This is a genomic window from Anabaena sp. 54, assembly GCF_017355725.1.
GTDB classification, from domain to species: Bacteria; Cyanobacteriota; Cyanobacteriia; order Cyanobacteriales; family Nostocaceae; genus Dolichospermum; species Dolichospermum heterosporum.
This window is the reverse complement of sequence record NZ_JAAVWA010000039.1, coordinates 1-13,774: the sequence shown is the minus strand read 5'-3', so window position 1 is coordinate 13,774 and position 13,774 is coordinate 1. Positions and strand designations below refer to the sequence as shown.

Here is a 13,774-nt window from a genome sequence, read left to right as displayed (position 1 = left end):
TCGGGGATATTTTGGGAATTTTTCGGGAGATGAGAAATTTTTTTTAAGATCCTGTTACCAAACTTACTTGGTATTTTTTAGAATCACTTTTCATACATATAAAGTCATTTAATGGGTCGTATGTATCAAAATTCCTGAGATTTTCCTCTTTGTTTATATCATTCTCCAAATATGCTAGGGCTAATGTGGAAGTAACATAAATATTTCCATGTTGTTTGAAAGCTTGGACTAATTCAGATTCGGGAGGATAGTCTTTTAATAAATGTTCAGCGAGATACCCTGTGACAATTATGCCTTTCAAGCCCGTTTCTTTGTACCCTTCCTTAGCGATCATCAACGATATACTATCACCATCGAGATGAGATAAATTATCGTAATCCTCAAAAAACGGGCAAAAAACTTTCATAAGATTTCTGACAGGATTTTTAACTTTCCCGTAGTTGGGATCTTGCTGTTTTCTGCGTTTGGATTCACCCATGATATCTATCTCCTAATTAATTCTAGAATTGTCCCTGCACCCAAAGGGTTTTCTTATCTCGTCGAAGTTGATTTTTAGATACATATTGATGACTAATTGGTAATAAATATCAGAATCAGGATAAAAAAATACAAAGATAATGAAATGAAATCCTGTAAATCCTGATTCTGACAATTTACCAATTAAACACTTTTTTTGCCCATCAAGCGGAAGAATATCTTCTCACCTTCAATCCAGACAAACATTAAAGCACTAAAACCGATACAAATTGCTAATTCTTCTAAACTCAGTGCATGAGTACCAAAGAAACTTTGCAGGGGTGGAACATAAATTAACATCAATTGCAAAATCGTGGTGACAATGACTGACCCCAAGACAAAGGGATTAGAAAAGGGATTCATTTCGATGGTAAGTCTATTATTAGAACGAATGGCGATCGCATGACCCATTTGCGCTAGACATAATGAAGTAAATACCATTGTCTTCCAAGTATCTTCATGTCCTTGATACCCGGCTGCATGAGAATGATGGTAAGCCCATTCCATGAGGATAATTGTAATCACAGCGAAAACAATCCCAATGCGAATCATGTAAGAACCTAAACCCCTAGCAAAAATGCTTTCACGGGGACTAAAGGGGGGACGTTCCATAACATCAGGTTCTGGTGGTTCTACAGCTAATGCTAAAGCTGGTAAACCGTCTGTTACCAAATTCATCCAGAGAATTTGCAAAGGACTCAAGGGAACACCCCCTAATCCCAACAATGGCGCAGCCGCAATGGTGAGAACTTCCCCAATATTACTACCCAAGATGTATTTAATAAAGCGGCGAATATTGGTATAAACAACTCTACCTTCCTTCGTGGCAGCAACTATGGTGGCGAAGTTATCATCTAGGAGGATCATGTCGCTGGCTTCTTTGCTCACATCTGTACCTGTGATGCCCATGGCAATGCCTATATCAGCCTGTTTGAGGGCGGGAGCGTCATTTACCCCATCGCCTGTCATAGCTACAAATCGCCCGCGACGTTGCAAGGCTTGGACAATTCTTAATTTGTGTTCAGGGGAGACTCTAGCGTAAATACTCACTAAGTCAACCTGTGTTTCTAATTCTTGGTCACTGAGAAGTTGTAATTCCTTACCAGTGAGGACTCTATCACCCTCTTGGGCAATTCCCAAATCAATAGCGATCGCCTGAGCAGTTAATTGATGGTCGCCAGTAATCATAATCGGACGGATTCCCGCGTGGCGACATTCTTGCACAGCCGCCCTCACTTCTGGACGAGGCGCGTCTAGCATTCCCACCAACCCCAACCAGACCAAATCTACCTCAGATGTATCATGAGAACCATCTGGGGGAATTTCAGCCAAAGGTTTATAAGCAAAACCTAACACCCGCAAACCTTTACCCGCCATTTGGTCATTAGCTAGCAAAATTTGGCTGCGGTGTTCGTCATTGATAGGAATTGAGTGATTACCTAAATGGATTTTTGTACACCGTTCCAAAGTTAATTCTGGTGAACCCTTGGTAAACATCAGATATTGTTCCGATTCCACAAAACCAGCAATGGCTGGGTCAATGGCGGTTAAAGAAGTATCACCAGTAGCTACAGCTTCTAGTTGACAAATCACACTCATGCGCTTCCGTTCAGAAGAAAAGGGAAATTCAGAAACACGAGGTAATTTACTACTCCATTGGTCTTGTTCAATTCCGGCTTTTCCTGCCAAGGTAACTAAAGCCCCTTCTGTGGGGTCGCCTAAAATTGCCCATACTCCTTGTTGTTGTTGCAAAACAGCATCATTACAAACAGCACAGGGAACAAGCAAGGCGGAAATTTCCGGGACTTCATCTAAACTGGCTTTTTCACCATTTAATTGAAAATCGCCAATGGGAGTATAACCTTCTCCAGTGACGCGAAAGGTAGAATTATTGGTGTACACCGACTGTACCACCATTTTATTTTGAGTTAGAGTTCCGGTTTTATCAGAACAAATAGTAGTTACAGAACCAAGAGTCTCTACGGCTGGGAGTTTGCGAATTAAAGCGTGATGCTTGACCATACGCTGAGTTCCCAAAGCCAGAGTCACAGTGATTACCGCAGGTAAACCTTCAGGAACTACCGCCACCGCCATACTTAAAGAAACTTCCACTAATTCTTGTAAATTCTTCCAACCTATTCCTTTAGTTAGATCATGAATAAGTCCACCACCAACTACTATGGCTACAAGAATCAAAGAACCACTGACGAGAACATTACCCAATTGGGTCATGCGTTGCTGTAAAGGCGTAGGTTCACCGTCCACAGATTGCAACATGGCGGCAATTTTGCCTAGTTCTGTTCGCATTCCGGTGTGAGTTACCAGTACCTTCGCCCGACCTTGGACAACTTCCGTACCTTGAAAAACTGAATTGAGGCGATCGCCTAATGGTGCATCTTCTGGTAGTGTAAGTATGGCTTGCTTATTGACAGCTTCGGCTTCACCTGTAAGAGCCGATTCTCGCACTTGCAAATTAGACTGTTCTATTAAGCGACCATCCGCAGCTATTTGTACACCCGCTTCCAGCAGCATCACATCCCCCGGTACTAGCTCCTTAGCCGCCACATCCCCCAGTTTACCGTCACGCAGGACTCGCACTGAGGGAGAAGACAGTTTTTTCAAGGCTGCTAGAGCTTTTTCGGCCCGGCTTTCTTGCACATAGCCCAAAATACCATTGAGGATAACTATAGCCATAATGGCAATTGTGTCTTTAAATGGCACTTCACCGGGTTTTAATGTCCCCCCAGTCAAAGCCACTAAATCCAAAAAGCCAGAAATAAGGGCAACGGCAATCAGCATCAATAACATGATATTGGTAAACTGATCTAGCAGAATTTGCCAAGGACTACGACCTCCATTTTCTTCGAGTTCATTGAGTCCATACTTCTGACGACGCTGTTCAACTTCTTGGGAGGTTAAGCCGCTGTTTGCGTCACTATCAAGCATTTCTAAAGCTTTTTCAACTTCCAAACCATGCCAGAGGTGGGTAGATTCAGGTAAAGAATGAGCAGACATCGTGTAGGTTACAGGAAATGGTTACAAAACTCGATCATAATTTAGTGATGTCCGAAAATGTGGAATTGGTTAATTGTCAGTTGTCAGTTGTCAGTTGTCAGTTGCAAAAGAATATTTCTCTCCCCTGCTCCCTCTTGCCTTTTCCCTCTTGCCTCTTGCTTCTTCCCTAATAAATAATAATTCATGATTAATATGCTCAATGATATAAGTTTTCCACTACCCAGTTTGACGGTGAACCAGATGTTTGGGCAAAAAATAATCAGACCAGTTACTGCTGCTACTCTCTACGGTATTGCTTCCATTAAAGATAGACTTATTGCTATTGATACGGTTAAAGGTCATTTATTAGAAATTGACCCCCTTACCGATAACAGCAAAATTATCAATCCCCACCAAGTCCGTGAATTTCAAGAAGTTACTGGTTTAGCTGTGTGGGAGGATGATCTGTGGGTGACTCGTGGGAACAGTGTCTATTTATGTAAATTGGCATCTTTAGGGTTAGAGCATTTTGTGACTTTACCCTATCCTGCTGATGGTGTTGCCGTTTGGGACTCTACCGTTTATGTTAGTTGCCAAAGACTTGGCTATATTTTGATTTTTGACCGTGATACCCGCAAGGAAATCACTAGATTCTATGCCCCTGGTGTCGGTATCCAAAATTTAGCAGTTAGTAAAGAAACTTTGTGGGTATGCGATCGCACTGAACAAACAGTTTACTCTATGGATAGGGCAACTGGAGAAATCCGTTTCAGTGTTCTCACCCCTTTTGATTCTCCTACAGGTATCGCCGTTTACGGACAGGATGAAACAGGCAAAGATCGTATTTATGTGGCCTACTCCAGCGAAGAACCTTATATTCGGGATAATCCCAACGCTGACCCTTGTTTTGAATTAACCTACCGCGATCGCACATTTATTCATTCTCTACAATATCATTACCAAGAGGATAAACGCTACGCCCTCTCTAATGGCTATCTGATAGAAATGTCTTATGTTGAAGAAATTTCCCCCCTTGATGAAATTTATTTAGCCGATATAGAATGGCGCATAGCCCTACCCTCAGAAACCCAACGGCAAAAAGTCCAACAAGTTGAACCCATTGGTTTACCATTTAGAGAAGAAATCATTGACGGACAAAGAGTAGCCGTATTTAAATTTGATGCCCTTGCCCCCGGTGAACGTCACATATTTGGCTGGAAGGCATTAGTAGAAGTACGCGGCATTAAACATCGCATCACTCCTAGAGACGTGGAAGATATTCCAGAACTGTCACCAGAATTAAAAACCCGCTATCTAGTAGATGATGACGATTTAGCAATGGATACCGATATTGTTATCCGTGCAGCCCGCACAGCAGTTGGTTCGGAAACTAACATATTACGGAAAATGTACAGTATCCGTAACTATGTCTATGATCAATTGTCCTATGCCATTAAACCCCATATTGACTCACCCGATATTGCCTTAGAACGAGGTACTGGTTCTTGTGGAGAATATGTAGGTGTATTACTAGCACTTTGTCGCCTTAATGGTATTCCTTGTCGTACAGTTGGCAGATATAAATGTCCAGTCTATGCTGAACACCAGGGCGTTCCTCTCCAACCCGATTTTAATCATGTTTGGTTAGAATTCTATATTCCGGGGATTGGTTGGTTGCCAATGGAATCTAATCCTGATGATCTCGAAGAAGGTGGACCATACCCTACACGGTTCTTTATGGGCTTATGCTGGTACCACATCGAAATTGGTAAAGGCATCACCTTTGAAATCTTAAGCAGAAATGGCATCCGCTTAACAAAAGAAGAGGTTTCACTGGGTGACTTAGCTATTAACCATATTCGCTTCACAATTCTGAAGGAATTACCACCTTTTTAATTTTTGATTGAGGAACGAAACCCAACGCAAAATGTATAAATGTTGGGTTTCCTTGCGTCCGAGTCCGCCTCAGAATGAATTTTGATAGCCTTTGACACTAATTCTTACTCATTTTTTCTTTTGCTGCTATTGGTGGATACTTAGCAACTTCTATTAATAATTGTCCTGCGTTAAAATTTGTATGAATATTCAAGATAAAACTGTAGATAGTCGCAACCTAACGCAAAACGGGTAAGTGAATATAGCAATTCCCATTCAAGTGAGGTACAAGAGTTAATAATCAAACGCAGATGGACGCAGATAAACGCAGATCATTTTGTACTTCATTAGACTAGGAAATGCTATATAAACCTTTACCTGAATCAGGATTTACAGGATGTTTATTTTTAATCTTAGAAATGGGAATTTATTTAATCACGTCGAATAACCAGTTTGAGTTATGATAAAAAGAAATGAGGTATATTATGATTTATTTATCTGCCACAGAAGCAAAACAAAATTTTACAGAATTTTTAGATAAAGCTCAAAAAGAACCAATAACCATTCAGCGTCAGGAACAAGATTTAGTTGTAGTGCTATCTGTCTTAGAGTATCAAAGATTAACTAAATTGCTAAAAAATGAGTTTCAGGGATTTTGTGATCAAGTTGGTCAAAATGCCGAAATAAAAGGTATGACAGAAGAAAAGCTCAAAGAAATTCTTGAAAGTGATGATTGAGCAAAGAATTGTTATTGACACTAATTGTTTTGTGAGTCGGTTACTAACTCCCAAATCTATCACTTCTCAAGCAGTTCGTTATGCTTTTGATTTCCATCAAATTCTTGTTTCTGCGGACACACTTACAGAATTAGAAATGGTTCTCTCTAGGAAGAAATTTAATAATTATGTCAGTTTTGAAGAGCGGCAAAAATTTATTTTATATCTAAAAAATCTGGCTGAGATAGTTGATATTACCAATCATGTACAAGTTTGTCGAGATCCAAAAGACGATAAATTTCTCTCACTTGCTATTGCCGGTAATGCCAATATTATTATTACCGGAGATGAAGATTTATTAGTGCTTAAATGCTATCAAAACATTCCTATTTTATCACCAAAGGATTTTTTATCACAAGCGGATCAAAGTTAAAAATAACGGTTCTATCGCTCCCTTGTGGAAGAGAATATTAATTTAATTTTTGTAGGTTGGGTTGACGTATGTTACCCAACATTGTTCAAAATCATTAAAATTGTTTTTGGGTTGCGCTGTTGCTTAACCCAACCTACGATTTTCTATTCTACATTTACCCAAAAATCTGCGGTTTTGATTTGTCCATTGCGATTAAATTGCATCCACATTTTATATGTTCCTGGTTTGGGAAATTTAGTATGAAATTCAACCTTTCCGTCAGCAGGATCTTTCATTGCGTGTGCATGGATATAATCAGATGCAGTGAGGGGAGACGAACTTTTAATAATTACTAAATGTCCTTTTTCCCCCAAATAAGGCTGTAAATCTTGAATTGGTTGATTTTTATTGTCTTTTAAATCGAAACTTAAAGTTACTTCTTGACCAGCTTGAATATTTTTTTCAGAAATATTCAGATTAACCTGAGTATCTGAGATAGTTTTAGTCTTGCTGAACTTTTCTAAATTTTTTGGTAAGGGAACTGAACCGGGAATTGTGATATTCATTAATGAGACATTTTCCTTATTTCCAGCAGGTTTATAATCACTAAAAAGTGTATAATTACCTGATTCTGGAAAATTTGCAGTCACTTCAAAGCGACCATTTTCTTTATATTCGGGATGAATATGAGCAAAAGATCGTAAATCATCACTAATAATAATTAAGTGCATGATTTTTTCCTGGAAAATGTCAAACTTATTAACAGGTTTACCAGACACATCTTGAATATCAATAACTAAGTTAATCGGTTGATTTGGTGATAAACTTTTCGGAGCAGTTAATTTAACCTTAGTAGTTATTTGTGAATTATCCCCATGATTCATATTTCCCATAGAATGTCCCTCATGATTCATCATCATACTAGGTGAAACCTGTGTTTCCGTAGACTTAGTATTTGATGAACAACCAGGAGTTAGTAATAAAGCTGTCACCACAAAAATACCTGAAAAAAGTCGCTTCATTTTAGGAAGGTTGTAATTTGAAATTCATCGTTTGCCGAACATTTCCGAGAGCCAGAATTAACTCCTAACTCCATTTTTGACTACATCTTTTTTGTCTGGATTAGGTAATAAAGCCAGATCAATCAAAGGTAATTTAATAATTACTGTTGTTCCTTGGTTTAACCCCAAACTCTCTAAGGTGATTTTACCACCCATGAGTTCAATTAAATTCCGAGAAATTGCTAAACCCAATCCAGTTCCTTCAAACTTGCGCGTAGTTGTACCGTCAACCATGACAAAAGGACGGAATAGTTTACCTTGTTCTCCTGGGTCAATACCAATTCCTGTATCTTTTATGAAAACTAAAACATAATGCTGATGCTGATAAATATTTGTGGTAATTTGAATACTCCCTTCATCAGTGAATTTAGTGGCATTACCAATAATATTAATTAGCACTTGTTTAAGTTTAATGGCATCAGATTTTATAGGAATAGGTTTATCACCTATATTACAAATTAATTGCAGTCCCTTATGTTGGACATTAACTGATTGTAAGTTAATTACCTCTAATAATAATTGTCGTAAATCCAGCGGTACTGTAGTTACGGAAAGTTTACCAGCTTCTATTTTAGAAATATCTAGTAAATCATTAATTATCTTTAATAAATGAATTGCTGTATCATCAGCTTTTTTAAGAAATTCTAATTCTTCTTCTCTACTGTCGCATAAATCATCACGGACTAACCGTACACAATTAATAATAATATTCAAGGGATTTCTTAACTCATGGGAAGTTGTGGCTAAAAATTGGCTTTTTATTTGGTTAGCTGATTTAGCTTCTTTCCAAGCAATTTCTAATTCTTCCGCCCAATCTTTGAGTCTTTCTACCATTTGATCTAATGCTTGTGCTAATTGGTTAAACTCCCGAATCTTGAAGTTGCGTGGAATGGGTTGTGCTGCGTGGTGACTATGAAGATTAACAGCATAGTCGCGGAGTTCTTCAACAGGACCGGCTAAATAAGGAACTAAATAAAATGATGCTAATAAACTTGCACCAATTAAACCAACTGTTAAAACAATCAGAATTAGTTTAATTTCTTCTAAACCAAATAGGGCATTTTCTACACTTGTAACTGCTAGGACAATCCATCTTTGTGATGGTCTTGTGGTGATAGGTTTAGTAGTAGCTGTAAAACCTGTAACTAGTTCCTCTCCTTCAACAAAGGATAAATTACTAGAATTATTACTTCCACCTAAAGCATTTTTAACTATGGCTTGTATTCTTTCCACATCGGCATAATTTTTAATATTAGTACCGATTCTTTCTGGCAATGGGTGGGCTAAAACTCTACCATCTTCAGCAATGACTACTAAAAGACCCGTCAATGAGCCTGGATGATTGGGATTTTGTTGATACAATGTAGTTTTAATGCTTAATCGGTAAGCTAAATTACCACGTTGATTAGCAATAGGAATTGATAAAAATAACTGGAGTTGATTTTGTTTGTCTCTTTTACCAGTTTTTCCAGATTGAGATGGTAATATGAATTGAATATCAACATCATCACTGGTGGCAGATAAGCCGGATGGGGTAATTTCTTGAATACCACAACTACTGGCTATTATTTCACCTTTTTTAATGTGGGTGAATTGGAGACAATTAATTTTGGTTGGCAGTTGTTTGTGTAGCTGTTTAAGAAATTGTTCAATTTGGAAAGGTGAACCAGATTTAATTACTTGTGTCTGACTGGCTGTAATTAAATCGGAGCGCAAGGCGGCAATATCATCACTAATTTTTTCTCGTTTGTTAACCGCACTTTCTGTTAAATTTTGTCGGGCAGTATTTAACAGACTAGAACGGGCTTTATTGAGGGCAACCATTTCTCCTACTAATAAAACTGGGACAAATACCAGTAGTATTCTTGTTACTAAAATTTGTCGAAATGACGATTGACGAGATTTAGCCATTGTTTGTCTCACTTCGCATCTTTAAACGACAATTACAAAGATATGAAATTACACTAACCAAAGGAGACATTTTATTAGTTGATGATAAGTTTACTATTAGTTTAAATTTCTTATGGAAATAAGAGATAACAGGTAAGAATTAAAAAATTAAAAAATTAAAAAATTAAAAAATTAACTAATTCTTACTCTCGTTTAAGGACAAATATAATATAACAAAATTCATAAAATGTAGATTAAATAGTGAGTGCTGTTGCATATTAATGGTATAAAAGTTATCAATCTTGTCTTATTGTGATAAATTGTGAGAAAATATATCTACCAAGCAGAAATATCAGAGCAATGCAATGATGCAACATCGTCCTCATACCACAGTAGTTTTAGCCATGAGTGCCGATGGCAAAATAGCAGATTTTAGGCGATCGCCTGCTCGATTTGGCTCAATGGCTGATAAAATACACCTGGGGAAACAAATTGCTGCATCTGATGCCGTTTTATTTGGTGCTGGTACTCTTCGTGCCTACGGTACAACAATGACCATTACAGACGCAATACTCTTGCAACAAAGAAAAATAGCGAATCAGCACCCCCAGCCAGTTCATATAGTGATTTCCCGTTCAGGCAACCTGAATCCGGACATTAAATTTTTTCAACAACCGGTGAGACGATGGTTACTCACAACCTCTCTGGGTGCTTATTTTTGGCAAGAAAGATCAGAGTTTGAAGAAGTTTTAGTCTTTGAAACTCCTAGCCAAGAAATTGACATTTTGGCGGCTTTAGAATATTTCACAAGTTTACAAATTACCCGTTTAGCTATTTTGGGAGGAGGACAATTAGTAGCATCTTTCCTAGAATCTAATTTAATTGATGAAATCTGGTTAACTATTTGTCCACTGATTTTAGGTGGTAATATTGCGCCTTCACCTGTTGAGGGGACAGGATTTTTATCTGATCTTGCTCCTAAGTTACAATTATTAGAAGTATCCACCGTAGAGCAGGAAGTATTTTTACACTATAGAATAATCCCGTAGGGGCGCTGGGCCTGCGCCCAGACCAGAAATGTGGTGCGCCCAAGCATGAGTCAAAAGTAAATCTAAAATTACTGGACAAATACACAATGATCAAAGAACACAAACCCCATTATTCTCTTGTTTGGACGCACACAATCGCTGATGTTCCCCAAGCAGACTGGGATGCTTTAGCGATGCCGTTAAAAACGCCTTTTTTAGAATGGGATTGGTTGCACAATTTGGAAATATCTCAAAGTGTTACAGCCAATACTGGTTGGTTGCCAAATCACTTGATTTTGTGGCGAGATAGAACTTTAATTGCCGCTGCTCCTTTATATTTAAAAGGACATAGCCAAGGGGAATTTGTTTTTGATCATCAATGGGCAGAATTAGCTTCTCGGTTGGGAATAGAGTATTATCCAAAGTTGCTGGGAATGACTCCATTTACCCCGACTGAAGGCTATCGCTTTTTAATTGCTGCGGGAGAAAATGAGGAAGAAATTACAGCTTTAATGCTCCATGAAATTGATAGTTTTTGTGTGAAACATCGGATTTCTGGTTGTCATTTTCTCTATGTTGATCCCCAATGGCGACCGATTTTAGAAAGTCAGGGTTTTACAACTTGGCTACATCATAGTTATATTTGGGAAAATGCTAATTTTCAAACTTTTGATGATTATTTAACTGGATTTAATGCTAATCAAAGACGGAATATTAAACGGGAACGTAAAGCTGTAGAAAAGGCAGGTTTAAGATTGCAAGCATTAACGGGTGAGGAAATTCCTAACTCTATGTTTCCGTTAATGTATGACTTTTATGCTGATACCTGTGATAAATTTGGTTGGTGGGGAAGTAAGTATTTAACCAAGAACTTTTTCGAACAGTTGCACCATAATTATCGGCATCGGGTGGTATTTTTTGCGGCTTATAATCAAGAAGATCCAGGTCAACCAGTGGGGATGTCCTTTTGTTTATTTAAAGAAGACAAACTATATGGGCGTTATTGGGGGAGTTTTCAAGACATAGATTGCTTACATTTTGATGCTTGTTATTATGCACCAATTGAATGGGCGATCGCTCATGGTATCCAAAATTTTGACCCCGGTGCTGGTGGTAAACATAAAAAACGCCGGGGGTTCCCTGCTACACCGAATTACAGCCTGCATCGCTTTTATAACCACCGTTTAGGGCAAATTATCCTGCCTTGGGTGCGGGAAGTTAATCAACTAGAACAAAAAGAAATGGATGCCATTAATGCAGAGTTACCTTTCAAATAAGGAAATAGATCAAAATAGATCCCCGACTTCTCAAAGAAGTCGGGGATCTAGATAAGTAGGTGAACACAATAAAACCAAACTGTGTAAAGAAATGTAAAATCGCCCAAACCCTCTTCACTCTTGCCTCTTGCCTCTTGCCTTTTGCCTTGCCATAACGACAATTTTCAACGCTCACCTACTTATTGTATATTGATGTAATCTGAAAATACTCTTTCTATAAATTTACTTTTGACAATGCCTAAGGATTTACTACTCGAAGATTTGACAGCAATTGATTATAAACTTTCTCACCGTCATATTGATCTTGACCCCAACGGCTATTTTATTATTTACATAGACCAAAAGGAAGGATTAATTTATGCCAAGCACTTCACTAATGTGATTAACGAACGTGGTTTAGCCGTAAATCCTGAAACAGGTGAAGTGATTCCTGTTCGCGGTAAAGTGGAAAGAAGCCACACAACTGTATTTAGCGCACGTACAGCCAAAGAACTCTGTATCAAGATTTTTGAAGAAACTCCAAATTGTCCTGTGACTTTATTAGATCATGCAGCTTATTTAGGTAGGGAATTTGTTCGCGCTGAAATGGCTTTAGTGTCAGGCAAAGAGTACATTCAAGATTAAATAGAGTACGCAATTGACACTCCCCGGTCTAAAGGACACGGGGATTCTTAAGACTAAACGAGTCGTTTTTCATCCCCTGTCTGTACCACGAAAGACGGAACTGGAGTTCCTATTTCTCAGGGGCTTTCAAACTTCCCAGTCTTTCTTGTAATAAGAGACTTCCAAGAAATAAATTATCCTAAGAAACGAACCACAGAGGCACAGAGTACACAGAGAGAGAATTTCTGCATCAGTTTTGGGACATTTTTTTATTTGGAAGTCTCTAATGTAAGTTGCTAGTTAGGTAAATTGTCAGAATCAGGATGTCCAGGATTAAAGGATGAACAGGATGAAACCAGAGCTTTGATTACCAATTACCTATTACCAATTCAATTACCCATTACCAGCCTCAACTAGATAACTAGCAACTTGAGTTAATAAGGACAAGAAACTTACAAATCAAAAAACACCCCCAGTCCCCAGTCCCCTATTCCTCAGATTCCTGAGAGGGTGGTTTTTGAAACACCAGATAAATGTAGTATGTAGCCATTGGGATGACAGTGGCAGCAATTAATAGCCCAACCACCCAAGCAGTAGCATTACCCTGATCTGTTTCTCCAGCTTTGGTGAAAGTTCCTTCTACCTGGACTGTTTCCTTAATTTCTGGTGGACCGGGATCTGGTTGACCAGATAACACAGCAACCAGGCGATCGCTCACATCCAAAAATCCTTGGTTGTATTTATTACCCTCACGTAATGCTGTACCTAATGTTTCTTCAACCACACTCTGGGCAATAGAGTCAGTTAATAATGACTTCACATTATCCCCACTCAGTAAAGTCATTTTATTAGTAACAGTATCAACCAGTAATAATACTTGATTGGTTTGCTCTGCCGCTGTTGGAAACCATTTACTAAATAATCCCTTGGCAAAACTTTCCGGTGTTTCTCCGTAGTCGAGGCTGTGAATAGTGACAATTCTGGCTTGATTGCCAGTTTTTTGAGCCAAATCCTGGAAAGCCTTGCTAATCTGACCTTCATTCAATCTGCTAATCACATCACCTTGATCTAAAATCCAAGTATCTGCCGTTAAACTGGGTATTTGGTATACACCAGTAGCAGCAGCAGGTAAAATAAACAGTGAAGTCGCCATCATCATCATCAATACAGGGAAAATGAGACGAATAACGTATTTTTGGTTACTAAATAATTGCTTGAGTAACTGTTGCATGGGATGAATTCTTAAACAGACTTGCAATCAAAATACTACATAATTAGGGAATAGGGAATAGGGGCGGGGAGTGGGGAGTGGGGAGTGGGGAGTGGGGGGAGTTGGGGGAGTTGGGGGAGTTGGGGGAGTTGGGGGAGTTGGGGGAGTTGGGGGAGTTGGGGGAGTTGGGGG

The 13,774-nt window shown here is 38.7% G+C and carries 11 protein-coding genes; 6 read left to right on the top strand and 5 right to left on the bottom strand.

Annotated elements, in window-relative coordinates:
• Positions 1 to 43: 43 nt before the first annotated feature.
• Positions 44 to 478, bottom strand: a complete 435-nt coding sequence (locus HEQ36_RS23160) for a hypothetical protein (RefSeq protein ID WP_015083152.1) — start codon at positions 476 to 478, stop codon at positions 44 to 46.
• A 182-nt stretch (positions 479 to 660) separates the two neighbouring features.
• A complete protein-coding gene (locus HEQ36_RS23155; RefSeq protein ID WP_168635186.1) occupies positions 661 to 3,531 on the bottom strand; it encodes a cation-transporting P-type ATPase in 2,871 nt (956 codons plus the stop codon).
• A 192-nt stretch (positions 3,532 to 3,723) separates the two neighbouring features.
• Between HEQ36_RS23155 and HEQ36_RS23150 the strand changes: the two genes are divergently transcribed.
• From HEQ36_RS23150 to HEQ36_RS23140, 3 genes are all read left to right on the top strand, one after another.
• Positions 3,724 to 5,406: a transglutaminase domain-containing protein gene (locus HEQ36_RS23150; protein ID WP_205748451.1), complete on the top strand. Its 1,683-nt coding sequence runs from the start codon at positions 3,724 to 3,726 to the stop codon at positions 5,404 to 5,406.
• 464 nt (positions 5,407 to 5,870) lie between these two features.
• Positions 5,871 to 6,122 carry a type II toxin-antitoxin system Phd/YefM family antitoxin gene (locus HEQ36_RS23145; protein WP_168635187.1) on the top strand — a complete coding sequence of 84 codons (252 nt, stop codon included), beginning with the start codon at positions 5,871 to 5,873 and terminating at the stop codon, positions 6,120 to 6,122.
• Entirely contained in the window at positions 6,115 to 6,534 is a 420-nt protein-coding gene (locus tag HEQ36_RS23140) for a putative toxin-antitoxin system toxin component, PIN family (RefSeq protein WP_168635522.1), read from the top strand. The genes HEQ36_RS23145 and HEQ36_RS23140 overlap by 8 nt, the downstream gene beginning before the upstream one ends.
• Positions 6,535 to 6,677: 143 nt before the next feature.
• On the opposite strand, the gene HEQ36_RS23135 is transcribed toward HEQ36_RS23140, so the two are convergent.
• Together HEQ36_RS23135 and HEQ36_RS23130 are read right to left on the bottom strand one after the other, a co-directional pair.
• Complete coding sequence (locus HEQ36_RS23135) at positions 6,678 to 7,535, bottom strand: hypothetical protein (RefSeq protein WP_027403533.1); 858 nt, start codon at positions 7,533 to 7,535, stop codon at positions 6,678 to 6,680.
• A 57-nt stretch (positions 7,536 to 7,592) separates the two neighbouring features.
• The gene (locus HEQ36_RS23130) at positions 7,593 to 9,485 is read right to left on the bottom strand and encodes an ATP-binding protein (protein WP_168635188.1); all 1,893 of its coding nucleotides are present in this window, start codon (positions 9,483 to 9,485) and stop codon (positions 7,593 to 7,595) included.
• Positions 9,486 to 9,829: 344 nt separating this feature from the next.
• Between HEQ36_RS23130 and HEQ36_RS23125 the strand changes: the two genes are divergently transcribed.
• The 3 genes from HEQ36_RS23125 to HEQ36_RS23115 all read left to right on the top strand — a co-directional run bounded on the left by HEQ36_RS23125 (position 9,830) and on the right by HEQ36_RS23115 (position 12,393).
• On the top strand, positions 9,830 to 10,513 hold the full coding sequence (locus HEQ36_RS23125) for a RibD family protein (protein ID WP_053537606.1): 684 nt from the start codon (positions 9,830 to 9,832) through the stop codon (positions 10,511 to 10,513).
• An 86-nt stretch (positions 10,514 to 10,599) separates the two neighbouring features.
• Positions 10,600 to 11,769 (top strand): GNAT family N-acetyltransferase, encoded by a 1,170-nt coding sequence (locus HEQ36_RS23120; protein WP_053537605.1) that lies wholly within the window; start codon positions 10,600 to 10,602, stop codon positions 11,767 to 11,769.
• 234 nt (positions 11,770 to 12,003) lie between these two features.
• Positions 12,004 to 12,393: a DUF4346 domain-containing protein gene (locus HEQ36_RS23115; protein WP_053537604.1), complete on the top strand. Its 390-nt coding sequence runs from the start codon at positions 12,004 to 12,006 to the stop codon at positions 12,391 to 12,393.
• Between the two features lie 466 nt (positions 12,394 to 12,859).
• On the opposite strand, the gene HEQ36_RS23110 is transcribed toward HEQ36_RS23115, so the two are convergent.
• Complete coding sequence (locus HEQ36_RS23110; protein WP_053537603.1) at positions 12,860 to 13,603, bottom strand: TPM domain-containing protein; 744 nt, start codon at positions 13,601 to 13,603, stop codon at positions 12,860 to 12,862.
• Positions 13,604 to 13,774: the final 171 nt, after the last annotated feature.